The 16,308-nt window shown below is 66.6% G+C and carries 15 protein-coding genes; 11 read left to right on the top strand and 4 right to left on the bottom strand.

Annotation, left to right across the window (positions count from 1 at the left end; all coding sequences use genetic code 11):
• Nucleotides 1–8: 8 nt before the first annotated feature.
• Complete coding sequence (locus QX041_RS33565) at nt 9–626, bottom strand: TetR/AcrR family transcriptional regulator (protein WP_315716620.1); 618 nt, start codon at nt 624–626, stop codon at nt 9–11.
• A gap of 103 nt (nt 627–729) precedes the next feature.
• Between QX041_RS33565 and QX041_RS33560 the strand changes: the two genes are divergently transcribed.
• The 4 genes from QX041_RS33560 to QX041_RS33545 all read left to right on the top strand — a co-directional run bounded on the left by QX041_RS33560 (nt 730) and on the right by QX041_RS33545 (nt 4,369).
• Nucleotides 730–1,428, top strand: a complete 699-nt coding sequence (locus QX041_RS33560; RefSeq protein ID WP_315716621.1) for a PspA/IM30 family protein — start codon at nt 730–732, stop codon at nt 1,426–1,428.
• A gap of 55 nt (nt 1,429–1,483) precedes the next feature.
• Complete coding sequence (locus QX041_RS33555; protein ID WP_315716622.1) at nt 1,484–1,759, top strand: YiaA/YiaB family inner membrane protein; 276 nt, start codon at nt 1,484–1,486, stop codon at nt 1,757–1,759.
• A 334-nt stretch (nt 1,760–2,093) separates the two neighbouring features.
• Complete coding sequence (locus QX041_RS33550) at nt 2,094–3,098, top strand: hypothetical protein (RefSeq protein ID WP_315825420.1); 1,005 nt, start codon at nt 2,094–2,096, stop codon at nt 3,096–3,098.
• Nucleotides 3,095–4,369, top strand: a complete 1,275-nt coding sequence (locus QX041_RS33545) for a hypothetical protein (protein ID WP_315825419.1) — start codon at nt 3,095–3,097, stop codon at nt 4,367–4,369. The genes QX041_RS33550 and QX041_RS33545 overlap by 4 nt, the downstream gene beginning before the upstream one ends.
• On the opposite strand, the gene QX041_RS33540 is transcribed toward QX041_RS33545, so the two are convergent.
• The 3 genes from QX041_RS33540 to QX041_RS33530 form a co-directional block, all read right to left on the bottom strand.
• Nucleotides 4,296–5,774: a hypothetical protein gene (locus QX041_RS33540; protein WP_316168058.1), complete on the bottom strand. Its 1,479-nt coding sequence runs from the start codon at nt 5,772–5,774 to the stop codon at nt 4,296–4,298. The genes QX041_RS33545 and QX041_RS33540 overlap by 74 nt on opposite strands.
• Nucleotides 5,775–6,306: 532 nt before the next feature.
• Nucleotides 6,307–7,158, bottom strand: a complete 852-nt coding sequence (locus QX041_RS33535; RefSeq protein ID WP_316168057.1) for an SDR family NAD(P)-dependent oxidoreductase — start codon at nt 7,156–7,158, stop codon at nt 6,307–6,309.
• A 151-nt stretch (nt 7,159–7,309) separates the two neighbouring features.
• Nucleotides 7,310–7,699, bottom strand: a complete 390-nt coding sequence (locus QX041_RS33530; RefSeq protein ID WP_316168056.1) for a winged helix-turn-helix domain-containing protein — start codon at nt 7,697–7,699, stop codon at nt 7,310–7,312.
• Between the two features lie 100 nt (nt 7,700–7,799).
• Here QX041_RS33530 and QX041_RS33525 point away from each other — a divergent pair, with 100 nt between their 5' ends.
• From QX041_RS33525 to QX041_RS33495, 7 genes are all read left to right on the top strand, one after another.
• The gene (locus QX041_RS33525) at nt 7,800–8,924 is read left to right on the top strand and encodes an alkene reductase (protein ID WP_316168055.1); all 1,125 of its coding nucleotides are present in this window, start codon (nt 7,800–7,802) and stop codon (nt 8,922–8,924) included.
• A 213-nt stretch (nt 8,925–9,137) separates the two neighbouring features.
• On the top strand, nt 9,138–10,802 hold the full coding sequence (locus tag QX041_RS33520; RefSeq protein WP_316168054.1) for a thiamine pyrophosphate-binding protein: 1,665 nt from the start codon (nt 9,138–9,140) through the stop codon (nt 10,800–10,802).
• 333 nt (nt 10,803–11,135) lie between these two features.
• On the top strand, nt 11,136–12,518 hold the full coding sequence (locus QX041_RS33515) for a M20 family metallopeptidase (RefSeq protein ID WP_316168053.1): 1,383 nt from the start codon (nt 11,136–11,138) through the stop codon (nt 12,516–12,518).
• 408 nt (nt 12,519–12,926) lie between these two features.
• Nucleotides 12,927–13,841, top strand: a complete 915-nt coding sequence (locus tag QX041_RS33510; RefSeq protein WP_315753374.1) for an amino acid ABC transporter substrate-binding protein — start codon at nt 12,927–12,929, stop codon at nt 13,839–13,841.
• A gap of 203 nt (nt 13,842–14,044) precedes the next feature.
• Nucleotides 14,045–14,776, top strand: a complete 732-nt coding sequence (locus tag QX041_RS33505) for an amino acid ABC transporter permease (protein ID WP_315736524.1) — start codon at nt 14,045–14,047, stop codon at nt 14,774–14,776.
• 1 nt (nt 14,777) lies between these two features.
• Entirely contained in the window at nt 14,778–15,470 is a 693-nt protein-coding gene (locus QX041_RS33500; protein WP_315736525.1) for an amino acid ABC transporter permease, read from the top strand.
• 9 nt (nt 15,471–15,479) lie between these two features.
• The gene (locus QX041_RS33495) at nt 15,480–16,211 is read left to right on the top strand and encodes an amino acid ABC transporter ATP-binding protein (protein ID WP_315753377.1); all 732 of its coding nucleotides are present in this window, start codon (nt 15,480–15,482) and stop codon (nt 16,209–16,211) included.
• Nucleotides 16,212–16,308: the final 97 nt, after the last annotated feature.

Genomic DNA, 16,308 nt, shown 5'->3' with positions numbered 1-16,308 from the left:
GCTCCGCGTCACCGGCCGGTCGTCTCCTCCGCCACCAGTCCCGTCACCATCGCCTTCACCATGGTCGCGATCTGCGCGCGCAAGGCCGCGAGCGGCACAGCGATCAGCTTCTGCTCCAAGCCGAGCGCGACCATGCCGTGGACGGCCGAGAACAGGCTGCGCGCGGTGACGCTGATGTCGTCGAAAGAGCGCCGTGGAAACAACGCCGCCAGTGGCTGGTGGATGTGACGGAACAGGTGCATCTGGTCGGCGATCGCCCAGTCGGGCAGCGGCTTCTCGGGCGGCATGCGGTGCTCGAACAGCGCGCGCCAGAGCTCGAGATTGTGGGCGGCGAAGTCGCAATAGGCGATCGCGATGCGCACCAGCGCAGCCTCGGGGCCGGGAGGGCCCGCGCTCTCGGCTGCGGACAGGTCGGCGTCGAGCCGCGCCAAGGTGCGTGATCCGACCATCAGCACCAGTTCGTCGACGTCGGCGACGAGATTGTAGACCGCGCCATTGGCGACGCCGATCTCCTGGGCGAGATCGCGCGTCTTCAGACCCGCGAGACCCCGCGTCCGGATCATCCGCTCGGCGGCCTCGATCAGGGCTTCGCGCTGTTTCGCACGTCTTTCCAGTGTCTTGGACATTGTTAACCAAAATATTGAGCGATGCTCAAAATAGTTCTTGAGCGTCGCTCATGATTGCGCTAGAAGAAACGTCATGAGCGATGCTCATAACAGGGAGTTCACAATGTTCAAGACCGTTCTCACGCTGTTTCGGGGCACCGTGGCCGTCGCGGAGGAGGAGCTGCAGGACCGGACAGCGCTGGTGATCCTGGATCAGCAGCTGCGTGACGCCGCCGCCGCCGTCGATCGCAGCAAGCGCGCGCTGGCGCTGGCCATTGCGCAGGACCAGCAGGAGGGCAAGCGGCTCGAGGCGACCTTGGCGCGGATCACCGATCTCGAGGTGCGCGCCACCGCAGCGCTCGACGGCGGCCGCGAGGATCTGGCCCGCGAGGCGGCGCAGGCGATCGCCGGCCTCGAGGCCGAGTGTGACGCGGCGCGGACGGCGCGGGCGCTGTTCGCGACCGAGATCACCAGGCTGAAGAAACATGTCGCCAACGCCGAGGCGCGCATTGCCGAGCTCGATCGCGGCCGGCGGATTGCGCGCGCCTCCGAGGCCGTGCGCAATCTGCGCCGCGGCGGCATCGAGGCGGCGCGTCCTTACGAGTGCACGCTGCCCGAGGCCGAAGCGACGCTGAAACGGCTGCGGGAGCGGCAGATCGAGGCGCAGGCCGCCGACGAGGCGCTCATGGAGCTCGATGCCGCGACGGGGCCGATCACCACGGCCGAGAAGCTCGCCGAGCAGGGCTTTGGCCCACGCATCAAGACCACTGCCGACGACGTGCTGGCGCGGCTGAAGGCCGGCCGCGCCGCACCGGCCAACTGATTTTCGTCACGACCGATCGAACGCATCAACAACCACGTCATCATAGGAGCCGACCATGAACCAGAACACCCAGCCGCACAGCAGCGCCTTCATCACCTTCTCCTACGCCTCGTTCGCCGCCTCCGCCTTCCTCGTCGCTCTCGGCGTCTTCTTCATGCCGATCGATCTCTGGATGAAGGGCTATCTGACGATGGGCATTGTCATGCTGGTGCAGACCTGCGTCACCCTGACCAAGACGCTGCGCGACCGCCACGAGAGCGGCAAGCTCGTCAATCGCATCGAAGACGCTCGCGCCGAGCGCCTGCTGATGGAGGTGTCGAAGGCAGCTTAGGGCGGCCGCAGTCGTCTCGCTCTCTTGGCCTCTCCCCGCTCTTGTCCACCGTAGCTCGACGAGCGAAGGCGGATGCGGGGAGAGGCCGGATTGCATCGAAGATGCAATCCGGGCGAGGGGAAGTTTGCGGGGCAAGCTCCGACTTCGGCGAGACAGCGCCGGCAGGCGGTGGGCGCGAAGGCGTCCGCCGCTCACGTCGTTCAACCTGCATTTACCCTCGCTCACGCTCCGTCCCGCGTCGTTATCGTGAATTAACAGCACCAGGGCATAAGGCGGCGAGGGCGGCCGCGATCCCGGCTGCGCCGCTTCTGATCACGCCGTGCTAGGTTGAGGCATGAACATCGTCGCAGCAGTGGGGCGTATCCGACGCAGCATCGGCTTCTGGCTGACCGCGCTCGGCCAGGAGGCGATGGACCTGTCGCTACGCACCCATGCGGAGTTGCGCACGCGCATCGTCGAGAGCCCGGGCACGACCCTGGACGATGCGGCGCTGGCGGCGCTCGTGGCCGATCTCCGCACCATTGCCGGCAAGACGCTGCCCGCCGGCGAGCTCACCTACGGCATCTTCTCCGGAGCGCGCGAGCCGCTCGCGCGCGCCATCATCACCGTGGTGTCGGAGGAGGCGGGCGGCCGGCCGATCGCCTTCAATGCGCTCGCGGTGATGCAGGTCGAGCGCGATGGCGACAGCCAGCAGGTGATCCATCTCGGATTGGTCATGGTCGATCCGGAAGCGCGTGGCAAAGGCCTGTCCGGCGTGCTCTACGGCCTCACGACGCTGCTGCTGTTCGTCCGCGACGGGCTGCGGCCGAAATGGATCTCCAACGTCACGCAGGTGCCGGCGGTGGCCGGCATGGTCTGCGAGACCTTTTCCGACGTCTATCCGTCGCCGCTGCCGCAGGCCCGACAGAGCTTTGCGCATCTTCAACTCGCGCGCGGCATCATGCGGGCGCATCGCGCGGTGTTCGGCGTCGGCGGCGAAGCCGGGTTCGACGAACAGCGCTTCGTCATCACCAACGCCTATACCGGCGGCTCGGATGCGCTGAAGAAGACGTATGACGATGCGCCGAAACATCGCGACGCCGTCTACAACGGCTTCTGCGCGCGCGAGCTGGACTACACCAGGGGCGACGACCTGCTGCAGCTCGGGCGCATCGATCTCGCTGCCGCCCGGCGCTATCTGCTGCGCGAGATCCCCTCCGGCTCGCTGCCGGCGCTGCTGGCGACCTCGGCCGTGCTGGCGCTGCAGCGGATGATCCTGCCGCTGGCGCATTGGCTCGACGACACCAGGACGTTCGGCACGCTGCGTCCGCGCCTGCCGACCGGCGAGCCCACGCCATGACGGCCGGCATCGTTGCCGACTCCGTCGTCAATCTCTGCGGCGCGATCGGTCTCGCGGTTGCCGCGGCGATGCTGCACCGGCGCGATTCCCATGGACCGCTGACGGCGCGGCTCGTCGCTCTGCTCGCGCTGGTCGCCTCGCTGTTCCTGTTGCGCGGCATCGCATGGTGGATGGACAGTGCTTTTCTCGACCGCATCTCGCTGATTCCGGCGGCGCTGATCCCGCTCGGCGCGCTGGTGGTGACGGAAGGTCTGCTGCGCCGACACGCGCATCGCGCGCTCAAGGCGATCGCGCTGGCCGGCGGCGTGGTGCTCGCGCTCGCCGGCGCGCTCGGTCCGGTCGAGTTCGAAAGCCACCACACGGTCGTGCTGTCAGCCTTTCAGCTCGCAGGCTTTGCGACCTGCGCCTGGCTGCTGCTTCGCCGCGACCGCGCGAGCCTGCTGGCCTGGGAGAACCGCGCCATCGATCGCGTCGCCTCCGGCGCCATCATGGTCATCCCCTTCATCATCACCGATTTCCGCGTGCTGGCGCCGAGCATGCCGGTGCGGCTCGGTGCATTGGGCGCGCTGCTGGCGGTGACCGCGATCCTGATCGCCGGCGCCAGCGCGGAGACGCAGCGTCAGGGCGGGCTGCTGACATTGTTGCGGATCCTCGGCGCCGCCCTGCTCGGCGCTGCCGCGGCCGCGCTGTCGCCGGACGTCGATGCGGCGCAACTGATGCGTTTCTGCGCGGTCGCGGTGGCCGGCGTGCTCACGATCGGGCTGATCGGCGATGCCTTGCGCGCGATGCTGCAAGCCCGCGAGCCGGGCGTGCTCGACTCGATCGGGGCGTCGATCGCGGCGACGCGCGACGAACTGATCGCCGAGCTCACGCGCCAGCCGGTCTTCGAAAGCGCACGCCGCTGTCGCGAGGTTGAGCTGACCGCCTATGATCCGCCGCTGCTGCGCGACTTTCTCGCGTCAAGCCGCGTGCTGCGCCGGGCCGATGCGCCGTGGCGGCGGGCGGCCACCGACCCCGCCGTCGAGCGCATGGTGGCGCTGATGGATGCGCGGCATGCGACGCATGTGATCGTGCTGTCGCACCAGCCGGTCGACCTCATCGTGCTCGCGGTCTCCGTGATCTCGGCCGATCCGGCCACGGAAACCGCGCTCGCGCTCGTCAGGCGCCTGCTGGTGCAGGCGCCCGAGCGACAGGTGATCACGCCCACATGTGATGATGCTGATGCTGTGACATCTCCATCATCGGCCCCTCCATCATCGGACCGTCCATGACCAGGGTTGGCGGAGCGGCGCTGGCCTGTGCTGCCGGCGCGGCGCTGGGAAGCATGATCACGTTCGAGGCGGGCGCGCTGGTGACCGCGGCCAGCAGCGCGGCGGCGTCGGCACTGTTGCCGCCGCCGGTGGTCGCCAGCACCTGGCCGATCGTGGTGCCGTCGACATTGTAGGCGCCGCCATTGACCGGGATGTTGTTGCCGCCGACATCGGCTGCGTTCTGGTGCATCTGGTCGGCGGCCGCGGCGACCAGCGCCTTGTTGCCGGCCTGGAAACCCTCCAGGATCTTGGCGATCTCGGCGCCGAGCGTGCTCTGGTCGCCGAGCAGCTCGTTGTCGAAGCGGGCCTGGAAGATGCCGCCCTGCGCCGCGTCGAAATCGGTGACGTCCTTCTTGAAGGTCATCAGGTCGGCGGTGACCTGCGCCATCGCGGCGGCGTCGCCGGAATTGACGGCCGCGATCGCAGCCTTGCCGAGCGCGTTCGACTGGGCGATGAACATGGCCCAGAAATCGGTCTGTGCCTGGTTGTCCTGATAGGCCGGCGTCGGGTTGAGGAAGCCGCCGAAGCCGCTCCAGCCGTTCAGGCCGTTCTGCTGCGCCATGTTGGCGAGATTGGTGTCGCCGGCGACGATGTCGATGATGTCGAGGAAGTCGTCGTTCAGCGCGCGGCCGATGTCGACATTGCCGGCCGCGCCGTTGATGTGGGTGTTGACGAGCGCGAGCTGGTCGATGATGGCGAGCGCGTGCACGCCGGTCAGGCCTCCGAACTGCAGCGGATTGGCGGCGACCAGCGCATTGAGGCCGGCGATCAGCGCGTCGACATCGTCCTGGATGACGTCGACGTTGCTTTCGTTCACGCCGCCGATCAGCCGGTTGGCGGCATCGTTGAAGATCAGGCCGAGCTCGGCCAGTGTGCCCTTGGCGGCGGTTGCGGCCGTCACGCCTTCGGGCAGCAGCGCCGGCGCCTGCAGGAAGCCGGTGACGCCGTCGGCGTTGGTCGCATTGCCCGCAAGGTTCGGATCGTTGTTGACGACGTTGAGGATGTCGAGGTGCGCGTTGCGCAGCGCGGTCTCCGCGGCGGCGACGCTGCCGAATGCGCCGCCGCCGGTCACCGAAGCCATCGCGGCATCCTGCGCGACCGTGATGTCGGCGAGGATCTTGTTGATGTTGGTGAGCGTCTGCCCGGTGAACTGGCCGGCGGCAACCATCGCCTTCAGACCATCCTGAATCACGGTGAGATCGCCGGTGTAGTTGTAGACGCTGCCAAGCCCCTGGCCGCCTTCCTCGACCACGTTGCGCCACAGCCCGCCTTCGAGAAAGCGCGTCGCGTCGTTGAAGACGACGCCGAGATCGGCAAAGCCGAGCGCGGGCGTCGGCGGCGTGGGTGTGGGCGGCGTCGGAGGCATTGGAGGCATCGGCGCAGGAGCCGGCTGGCAGTGATGATCGTGATGATGATGGTGGTGGTGGTGGTCGCTGTGATGATGGTGACCGTGGTGACTGTCGTGATGGTGACGGTGATGGCGCGACATGTCCGACGTACTCCCCAAAGCTGCGCACCACTGCGGATGAGCCGAAGCAATGCGGCGCGGCTGACGCGGGTGCGGATGATGAGGGCCATCTGCTGCCTGCTTCGTGGCTGCTTCGCGCAGGGATTGTGGAATGCGTCTGCGTCAGATTGTCGTGCGGCGTACGGGTGGCGCTCCCGCAGAGCTGCGACATCTCACCGCTTGACGGTCGAGGCGCGCTTCGGGAGCCGGCTCTCAGCGACGATGTCGCGCCCGCGGCAAATCAGTGAGTTGCAAGAGCGTTCGACCGTAGCGATTCGGTCGATGGTAGACGTTCCGAGCGCACGCGGACCGCCTTGCGACGATCCGACGCGTCCGGGAACTTGTGATGAGACCGGGAGCAGCTACGCGCCGCCGCTCCGATGTGGCCGGATCATGGCGATTTCTTTACGAACGCGGCGAATGCGTCGGCGTAGTCGGCATGCCAGCGCGACAGTGGCGGCCGGTTCTCGACGATGTCGCCGGCCGCCCACAGGATGCGCCGCTCGTCCAGCGCGCGCGGCACGTCGTTGTCTGGGCACAGCACGTAGAAGTCGCCGGCCGCGACGCGCTCCAGCATGAAGTCGACCGTCTGCTCCGGCGTCCAGGCGGCGGCCGGCTTCTCGACGCGGCCATTCGCCGTCAGCGGCGTGAACACGAAGCCCGGAATGAACAGATGCGCCGTCACCTGGCAGCCGGGCGTGTTGCGCAGCTCGTGCTGCAGCGCCTCGGTGAACGCCTTCACGCCGGCCTTGGAAACGTTGTAGGCGGGATCGCCGGGCGGCGTGGTGATGCCCTGCTTGGAGCCGGTGTTGATGATCAGCGCCGGCCTGCCTTGCGCGATCATGCCGGGGGCGAACACCTGCGCGCCATGGATGATGCCCCACAGATTGACGCCGAGGATGCGCTGCCAATTGGCCTCAGTGAGCATCTTGCTGCCCGGCTGGATGCCGGCATTGTTCATCAGCACGTCGATCGCGCCGAAGCGCTGCCGCACCGCCGTTTCGAGCGCGACCACGCTGTCCCGGCTGCTCACATCGACCGTGGCGGTCATGACCGCAGCCTCGCCACGCTTGGCCGCAGCCGCGAGCCTGGCGGCGGCGTCGCGCAGCCGGGCCTCGTCGACATCGGCGATGCAGACGTTCATGCCGCGCTCTGCGAAGCGCGTGGCGGCGGCGAGCCCGATGCCGGAGGCGCCTCCGGTGACGACGGCGGTGTGGTCGGCGGACAAGGCAGGGTGAGACACGGCAGGTTCTCCGGCATGACGACGAGATGCTGGTGTATGACGTCTTGGCGCGGCCGCAAGATCATCCGGCTGACGGCAAGACGGTTTTTTGCGGCTGCAACGCGAGGCGCATCAGTCCGGTCGCGGATGCATCGCGTCGGCTGGAACCGGCTTACGACGCGGCCCTGGCCCCGCGGGTCTTCCTTGGCTTCTCGATGTCGCTGCGCAGCGCGGCGAGATCCTTCTTCACGGCGTCAGCTGCGTCACGCTCGATGCGCCGGTAACGTTCGACCAACTGCGTGCCGAACGTCGTCAGCGCCGCGCCACCGCCATTGCGGCCGCCGGTCTGCCGCGCGACCGCGGGCTGCCGGCATACCCGGTTGATCTCGTCGACGAGGTCCCAGGCCCGCTTGTAGGACATGTCCATCGCGCGCCCGGCCGCAGAGATCGAGCCGTGCCGCGCGATGTTCTCCAGAAGCGCGATCTTGCCCGGTCCGATCCGGCCGCCGTCATCGAGATCGATGCGCAGGCTGAGCGAGGGCAGGGCGTTCGCTTTCGGCATGGAGGGTCTGCTCGTACTGACGTGGGGCGGACATTGCCACCATCATGTTTTGCGAACAAGATGATCCCAATCGACAATCGCAACGACATCTGGGGACGAAATGCTGCCTGCGCTGTTTTCACCGCTCACGATCGGTCCTTATCGCCTCAAGCACCGCGTCGTGATGGCGCCGTTGACCCGCATGCGCGCCGCAAGGGAGACGCTCGCGCCGCGGCCGCTCAACGTCGAGTATTATGCGCAGCGCGCGACGCCGGGCGGGCTGATCATCGCCGAGGCCTCGCCGGTGCTGCCGACCGGCACCGGCAGCCCGAACGTGCCGGGCATCTACAGCGCGGCGCAGATCGCCGGCTGGAAGCAGGTCGTCGATGCGGTGCATGCCAAGGGCGGATTCATCTTCCTGCAGCTCTGGCACGTCGGCCGCGTCTCGCATTCCTCGTTCCAGCCGGGCGGCGCGCTGCCGGTGGCGCCGTCGGCGATCGCGATCGGCGACGATCTCAAGGCGATGACGGCGGACGGCAAAGGCGCAGCTTACGAGACGCCGCGTGCGCTCGACACCGACGAGATCCCCGCGCTTGTCGCCGCCTACGGCCAAGCCGCGCGCAATGCGATGGCCGCCGGCTTCGACGGCGTCGAGGTGCATGGCGCGAACGGCTATCTGATCGAGCAGTTCCTGCAGACCCGCAGCAACCAGCGCACCGACCGCTACGGCGGCGCAATCGCGAACCGCTGCCGCTTCCTGCTTGAGGTCACGCAGGCGGTGATCGATGCCTGCGGCGCCGACAAGGTCGGCGTGCGGCTGTCGCCCTATGGCATCGCCAACGGCTCCGGCGAAGCCGACCCGATGCCGCTCTATACCCATGCGATCGAGGCGCTCGACAAGCTTGGCATCGCCTATCTGCACCTGATCGAGCCGCGCTCCTCCGGCGCCGGCCGCGCCGACGTCAACTGGCAGAACGTGCCGTCGGCCATCGCTCTGTTCCGGCCGGTGTGGAGGGGCGTCCTGATCGGCGCCGGCGGCTTCACGGGCGAGCCGGCCGACGCCGCGCTCCGGGCCGGCCTCGCCGACGCCATCGCCTTCGGCCGCACCTTCATCTCCAACCCGGACCTGCCCGCCCGGCTGCAGCACGGCTGGCCGCTGACGCCCTATCACCGCCCGACCTTCTACGGCGGCGAGGAGAAGGGCTACACGGACTATCCGGTGTATCAGGAGACGGTGACGGCATAACCCGCTCACTCCGTCGTCATCGCGAGGCGCGTCGCATATATCGATCCGAGCTTTTCGCTCGCCTGTCTCCACATCGTCATGCCCGGGCTTGTCCCGGGCATCCACGTCCTTCGGAGAATGCCGGACGACGTGGATGGCCGGGACGAGCCCGGCCATGACGGGGTGAGAGGTCGCAATACAAAACAACATCGCGTTGCCCAGAGGATTTGCCCCATGAAGAACCGCACGACCGGACGTTCGGCCTTCCTCGCGCTGCTCAAGGATGAGGGCATCACGCATCTGTTCGGCAATCCCGGCACCACCGAATTGCCGATCATGCATGCCCTGAAGGATCATCCCGATCTCACCTACGTCATGGCGATGCAGGAGAGCCTGGTGGTGGCGATCGCCGACGGCTTCAGTCGCGCCTCGGGACGCCTCGTCGCCTGCAACGTCCACGTCGCGCCGGGTCTCGGCAACGCCATGGGCGCGCTCTACAATGCGCAGTTCACCGGGACGCCGATGATCCTCACCGCCGGCCAGCAGGAGCAGGGCCACGGCCTGATGGAGCCATTGCTCTACGGCCCGCTGGTGCGGATGGCCGAGCCGCTGGTGAAATGGGCGGTCGAGGTGACGAGGCTGGAGGACCTGCCGCGCATCATCAGGCGCGCCGCCAAGGTGGCGACCACGCCGCCGACCGGTCCCGTCTTCATCTCGCTGCCCGGCGATATCCTCAATGCCGAAGCCGGCATCGAGCTCGGCCGTTCCACCCGGGTCGATGCGCGCGTGTTGCCGGCCGCGGACGCTTTGCAGGGGCTGGCGCAGCGCATTCTCAAGGCGCAGCGGCCGGTGGTCATCACCGGCGACGAGGTCGTCAAGAGCGATGCGCTGCGGGAGGCGGCCGAGTTCGCGTCGGCGATCGGCGCTCCCGTGCATCAGCAGTCCGCGCCCTATGGCGCGCATTTCCTGTCCGAGCATCCCTGCTACATCGGCTCATTGTCGCGCGCGCAGCAGCAGGTCCGCGACCTGCTCGCGCCACACGATCTTCTCATCGTGCTCGGCGCCGATCCCTTGCGGATGTCCGTGCACAGCGAGATCGAGCCGCTGCCCGAGGGCTTGCCGATCGTGCAGATCGGCCTCGTCGATTGGGAGCTGGGAAAGAATTTCGGTGCCGAGATCGCGCTGAAGGCCGACGTTCGCGAGACGCTGCTTCAGCTCACGCCGCTCTTGCGCGAGCTCGGCGGCGCGGCCCTGCAGGCGCGTGCGCAGGAACGCCTGGCCGAATTGTCCTCGAAGAACTGGAGCGCGCGGCGCCGCAAGCTGGCCGCGCAGATCGAAGCGGCGCGCGAGCGGACGCCGATCGATCCGGACTACCTGGCGCTGCAGGTCGCCGAGGCGATGCCGGAGCACGGCATCATGGTCGACGAGGGCCTGACCTCGGCGCGCTACATGACGGCGCTGTGGCCGTACCGCGACCGCTACAACTATCACGCGCTCGCCTCGGGGGGCATCGGCTGGGGCCTGCCGGCCTCGGTCGGCGTCAGCCTCGCCAATCCCGATCGCCCCGTGGTCTGCTACTCCGGCGACGGCAGCGCGATGTATTCGATCCAGGCGCTGTGGACCGCAGCGCATCACAAGCTGCCGCTGTCGGTGGTCATCGTCAACAATGGCGGCTACCGCATCATCAAGCAGCGGCTGCTGTCGTTCCACGGTGACGACAACTATATCGGCATGGATTTTGTCGATCCGCAGGTGGATTTTGCCGGGCTCGCCCGCTCGCTCGGCTGCGAGGCAATGCGCATCAGCGATCCCCGTGAATTGCAGCCGACGCTCTCGGCGGCGTTCCGCCGCCCCGGCGCCAAGCTGATCGAGGTGATGGTCAGCAACGCGGTGAACTGAGCGTTACTCCCGTCGCGCGGGGAATGCCGGACGTCCGGCCGAACCTTTGGTGACTGCCGCCTGCTTTTCTTCTGCAGGCGAGCCATGGGTGAGGCCTTCGCCGGGCATCCCCGCGCCCTCCGCCTTGCGAAGGCACCGCACCGGCAAACCTCGGACGCTCCTGGCGCCGCGAGAACGGAAGCGCGCATCCCGACACACGCCCATCATCGATCTCTGCGACAAGTTCCGAAATCCGAGACTTGCTTGATGTCAGCATTGAATTCAAACCCAGCCCCTTCCGCTCGTCGCGCGATCCCGATATGACGCCGCCTTCGTTGTGACTGGAAAAGCGCCATGACCAGGATTGATGCAATCGCCCGTGCCCGTCAGAGCCTGACGAGCGGTGACTTCTTGGCCGAGCTCGGCCGCCGGGTCGCCTATCGCACCGAGAGCCTCAATCCCGAGCGCAAGGACGACCTCGCGGCGTATCTGACCAACGAGCTGACGCCGTCCTTTGCAGCGCTCGGCTTTTCCTCCGAGATCGTGCCCTCGCCGAGCGGCAAGTCGCCGTTCCTGATCGCGACCTACCACGAGAGCGACAGCGCCCCGACGATGCTCAGCTATGGCCACGGCGACACCGTCGACGGCATGGCCGGCGAATGGCGCGACGGCCGCGATCCCTGGGCGGTGACGCCAGCGGGCAATCGTCTCTATGGCCGCGGCACCGCCGACAACAAGGGCCAGCACAGCATCAACATGGCGGCGCTGCGCGCGGTGCGCGAGGCCCGCGGCGGCAAGCTCGGCTTCAATGCCAAGTTCATCATGGAGATGGGCGAGGAGATCGGCTCGCCCGATCTCGCCAGGGTGGCCGATCTGCATCGCGACGCCTTGAAGGCCGACGTTTTCATCGGCTCGGACGGCCCGCGGCTGTCGACGGCGCGCCCCACCATCTTTCTCGGCTGCCGCGGCGGCATCCGGTTGCATCTCGACGTCAACCTGCGCGAGGGCGGCAACCATTCCGGCAATTGGGGCGGCGTGCTCGCCAATCCCGCGACCATCCTTGCCAATGCCATTTCCACGCTGGTCGACGGCCATGGCCGTATCAAGCTCGATACCTTGAAGCCGCCGCGCCTCACCAATGCCATCCGCGCCATCCTCGCCGACGTGAAGGTGGAGCCGACCGCCGACGAGCCGGCGCTGTCGGACCATTGGGGCGAGGAGGGGCTGACGCCGGCGGAGCGGCTCTATGCCTGGAATACGCTCGAGGTGCTCGCGATCTCCTCCGGCAATATCGACAAGCCGGCGAATGCGATCCCCGGCCGCGCCCGCGCCGTGCTGCAGCTGCGCTTCGTGGTCGGCACCAAGGTCGACAGCATCGTGGAGGACGTGAGGAGCCATCTCGTCGCGCACGGCTTCCCGATGGTCGAGGTCAGCATGACGCAAGGCTTCGCGGCCTCGCGCGCCGACATCGACAGCCCCTGGATCAAATGGGCCGCGGAGTCCATCAAGATGAGCACCGGCAAGGCGCCCGCGGTGCTGCCGAACTTCGGCGGCTCGCTGCCCAATGACGTGTTTGCCGACGTGTTGAAGATGCCGACCATGTGGGTGCCGCATTCCTACCCGGGCTGCTCGCAGCACGCGCCGGATGAGCACATCCTGCTGGATGTCACGGACGAGGCGCTCGGCCTGATGGCCGGGCTGTTCTGGGATCTTGGTGAATTGCGGAAGCCGTTGTGAGCCGAGAAGGAGGCATGAGCACACATCGCCTGGCGTCTGGTGAGGAGCGCGCGCCGGCCAGGAAGACGGAAGGTGGGCGCGGCGCGTCTCGAACCATGAGGTCCGTGTGCCGTGCGGTTGCATTGCCGCGTGCGGGAACCCGCCTGCAACTTTCGTCTGGTCGCGGGGCCTGCGAGCCCCTCGTAGTTTACCATCCCGACGTTCGGCGCTGCCGTTTCAGCCCGGACGTCTTGTCGAAGGGGACGCGGGACAGGCAATTTGTCGCAATCGTCCGAGGACGTCCCGCCGCGGGGCGGTCTATGGTGCCCGCGCTCGTCCGGCCGGAGATCGTCCGGGGGCGGGGGCCATTTTGAGTTCGCTGTGGTTTATGCAAGCATCCGGCGATCAGCCGGATTGAGGAGATCAGTTATGAAGCAGCTTCGCCTATTCGGTCTTGCCGTCGCCGCCGCGCTCTGCGCCGGCCAGGTGCAGGCCGAGGACCTGACGGGGACCCTGAAGAACATCAAGGAGACCGGCACCATTACGCTCGGCGTCCGCGACTCCTCGATCCCGTTCTCCTATCTCGACGACAATCAGAAGCCGATCGGCTTTGCCATCGACATCTGCATGGGCATCGTCGATGCCGTGAAGAAGGAGCTCAAGCTCGACAAGCTCGATGTGAAGCTCAACCCGGTGACGTCGTCGACCCGCATCCCGCTGCTCGCCAACGGCACCATCGATCTGGAATGCGGCTCGACCACCAACAATGCCGAGCGCCAGAAGCAGATCTCCTTCACCAACACCCACTTCCTGACGGCGAGCCGCTACGTCTCGAAGAAGGCGAGCAAGATCAACTCGATCGACGATCTGAAGGGGAAATCGGTCGTGTCGACCGCCGGCACCACCAACATCAAGCAGTTGACCGAGGCCAATGCCGCGCGCAACCTCGGCATCAACATCATCCCGGCCAAGGATCATGCCGAGGCCTTCCTGATGGTGGAGACCGATCGCGCCGTCGCCTTCGTGATGGACGACATTCTTCTGGCGAGCCTCGTCGCCGGCTCCAAGGATCCGGCCGCCTATGTCGTCTCCAAGGACGCGTTCTCGAAGCCCGAGCCCTACGGCATCATGCTGCGCAAGGACGATCCGCAGTTCAAGAAGGTGGTCGATGCGGCGACCGCCAAGATCTACACCAGCGGCGAGGGCGCCAAGCTGTATGACAAATGGTTCATGCAGAAGATCCCGCCGAAGGGCCTGAACCTCAACACCCCGCTGTCGGCCGAACTGAAGGCCGAGTTCGCCAAGCCGTCGGACTCGCCGGATCCGGATTCGTACAAGCCGTAACGTGAGGCCGCAGCTCTCGCGCCGAATTCGATGTGCCCCCCTCCCCCTTGCGGGGAGGGGGCAGGGGTGGGGGTCTCAGGAAAGACTGCCCGTGTGGACCCCCGACCCCGACCCTCCCCCGCAAGGGGGGAGGGAGCGCAGCGAGTTTTTGGCAAAGACTGTGTAATGCGACTTGCGAGCTAATTCCCTCTCAGGATGTCCCCGTGAACTACACCTGGAACTGGCACATCTTCCTGGAGCCGAACCCGACCGGGGCCGGCACCTATTTCGACATGCTGCTGGCGGGGCTGAAGGTCACCATCGTGACCTCGCTGTCGGCCTGGGTGATCGCGCTGATCTGCGGCACGATCGTCGGCATCCTGCGCAGCTTGCCGTCCAAGCTGGCGACCTGGATCGCCTTCGCCTATGTCGAGTTCTTCCGCAACATGCCGCTTTTGGTGCAGCTGTTCCTGTGGTTCTTCGTGCTGCCGGAGCTGTTGCCGCCCACGATCGGCCTGTGGCTGAAGCAGATGCCCAATGCGCCATTCTATACGGCGGCCGTCGGCATCGGCCTGTTCATGTCGGCGCGTGTCGCCGTGCAATTGGCGGCCGGCATCGGCTCGCTGCCGCGCGGCCAGAAGCTGGCGGCGACCGCGCTCGGCCTCACCACCTTGCAGGCCTACCGCTACGTGCTGCTGCCGATGGCTTTCCGCATCATCCTGCCGCCGCTGACGTCCGAATTTCTCAACACGGTCAAGAACAGCGCCGTCGCAATCACGATCGGTCTGATCGAACTGACGGGCGCTGCGCGCGCCATGCAGGAATTCTCGTTCCAGGTGTTCGAGGCCTTCAGCGCCGCCACCTTGATGTATCTCGTCATCAACGTCATCGTCGTGATCGGCATGCGGCTCCTGGAGCGCGCGGTGGCGGTCCCTGGCTACATCACGGGCAAATGAGATGCTGGCCAATTTCGATTTCGACGTCATCCGCCGCTCGCTGAGCTATCTTTTCATCGACGGCATGACCTTCACGCTGACCTTGACGGCGCTGTCGGCGACGGGCGGTCTTGTGTTCGGCACCCTGATCGCGCTGATGCGGCTGTCCGGCTATCGGGTGATGGGCTTTATCGCCGGGCTCTATGTCGACTTCATGCGCTCGCTGCCGCTGGTTCTGGTGATCTTCTGGTTCTACTTCTTGGTGCCCTATATCGGGCAGTGGATCACCGGCTCGTCGCGGCCGATCAAGGTCGGCGCGTTCGCGTCCTCCCTGATCACCTTCATCCTGTTCGAGGCGGCCTATTTCTCCGAGATCATGCGCGCCGGCATCCAGTCGATCTCGCGCGGCCAGCCGGCCGCGGCCTCGGCGCTCGGCCTGACCTATGCGCAGACCATGCGCTACGTCGTGTTGCCGCAGGCGTTCCGCAACATGCTGCCGGTGCTGCTGACCCAGACCATCGTGCTGTTCCAGGACACGTCGCTGGTCTACGTGCTCTCGATTCCGGACTTCCTCGGCGCTGCTTCGAAAGTCGCCCAGCGCGACGGCCGCCTGGTCGAGATGTACCTGTTCGCGGCCCTGGTCTACTTCACCATCTCCTGTGTCGCGTCCTACGGCGTCCGCCGCCTGCAGTCGCGCATCTCCATCATCAGATAGTCGGCTCCCATGATCGAAATCAGCCACGTCAACAAATGGTACAGCCCGAGCTTCCAGGTGCTGAAGGACTGCACGACCTCGGTCGCCAAGGGCGAGGTGGTGGTGGTCTGCGGCCCCTCCGGCTCCGGCAAGTCGACCCTGATCAAATGCGTCAACGCGCTGGAGCCGTTCCAGGACGGCGTGATCACGATCGACGGCCTCAAGGTCAATGATTCCAAGACCAACCTGCCGAAGCTGCGCTCGCGGGTCGGCATGGTGTTCCAGCACTTCGAGCTGTTTCCGCATCTCAAGATCATCGACAACCTCTGCCTCGCCCAGCAGAAGGTGCTGGGTCGTGGCCATGAGGAAGCGACCGCGAAGGGCATGAAGCTCCTGGATCGCGTCGGTCTCAAGGAGCAGGCGCAGAAGTTTCCGGCGCAGCTCTCCGGCGGCCAGCAGCAGCGCGTGGCGATCGCACGTGCGCTCGCCATGGATCCGATCGCGATGCTGTTCGACGAGCCGACTTCGGCGCTCGATCCGGAGATGATCAGCGAGGTGCTCGATGTCATGGTTGATCTCGCCCGCGAGGGCATGACCATGATGGTCGTGACCCACGAGATGGGCTTCGCCAGGAAGGTCGCCCACCGCGTCATCTTCATGGACCGCGGCGAGATCGTCGAGGACGCCAAGAAGGAGGAGTTCTTCGGCCAGCCGCGCAGCGAGCGCGCGCAGCAGTTCCTGTCGAAGATCCTGTCGCATTAGTCCGGTGAGTCATTCCGGGGCGCCCGCAGGGCGAACCCGGAATCTCGAGATTCCGGGTTCGATGCTGCGCATCGCCCCCGAATGACGGCGAGAGTAA

Origin of the sequence: Bradyrhizobium sp. SZCCHNRI2009 (assembly GCF_032485115.1) — a bacterium.
GTDB lineage: Bacteria > Pseudomonadota > Alphaproteobacteria > Rhizobiales > Xanthobacteraceae > Bradyrhizobium.
Note: the sequence above shows the minus strand (reverse complement) of the source record. Positions and strands in the feature narration are given on the sequence as shown.

Bases quoted from the DNA above. Each gene is read 5' to 3' on its own strand.
- QX041_RS33500 (WP_315736525.1), top strand. From the start codon at position 14,778: ATGCTGGCCAATTTCGATTTCGACGTCATCCGCCGCTCGCTGAGCTAT.
- QX041_RS33550 (WP_315825420.1), top strand. From the start codon at position 2,094: ATGAACATCGTCGCAGCAGTGGGGCGTATCCGACGCAGCATCGGCTTC.
- QX041_RS33495 (WP_315753377.1), top strand. From the start codon at position 15,480: ATGATCGAAATCAGCCACGTCAACAAATGGTACAGCCCGAGCTTCCAG.
- QX041_RS33555 (WP_315716622.1), top strand. From the start codon at position 1,484: ATGAACCAGAACACCCAGCCGCACAGCAGCGCCTTCATCACCTTCTCC.
- QX041_RS33545 (WP_315825419.1), top strand. From the start codon at position 3,095: ATGACGGCCGGCATCGTTGCCGACTCCGTCGTCAATCTCTGCGGCGCG.
- QX041_RS33530 (WP_316168056.1), bottom strand. From the start codon at position 7,699: ATGCCGAAAGCGAACGCCCTGCCCTCGCTCAGCCTGCGCATCGATCTC.
- QX041_RS33510 (WP_315753374.1), top strand. From the start codon at position 12,927: ATGAAGCAGCTTCGCCTATTCGGTCTTGCCGTCGCCGCCGCGCTCTGC.
- QX041_RS33515 (WP_316168053.1), top strand. From the start codon at position 11,136: ATGACCAGGATTGATGCAATCGCCCGTGCCCGTCAGAGCCTGACGAGC.
- QX041_RS33565 (WP_315716620.1), bottom strand. From the start codon at position 626: ATGTCCAAGACACTGGAAAGACGTGCGAAACAGCGCGAAGCCCTGATC.
- QX041_RS33525 (WP_316168055.1), top strand. From the start codon at position 7,800: ATGCTGCCTGCGCTGTTTTCACCGCTCACGATCGGTCCTTATCGCCTC.
- QX041_RS33520 (WP_316168054.1), top strand. From the start codon at position 9,138: ATGAAGAACCGCACGACCGGACGTTCGGCCTTCCTCGCGCTGCTCAAG.
- QX041_RS33540 (WP_316168058.1), bottom strand. From the start codon at position 5,774: ATGCCTCCGACGCCGCCCACACCCACGCCGCCGACGCCCGCGCTCGGC.
- QX041_RS33560 (WP_315716621.1), top strand. From the start codon at position 730: ATGTTCAAGACCGTTCTCACGCTGTTTCGGGGCACCGTGGCCGTCGCG.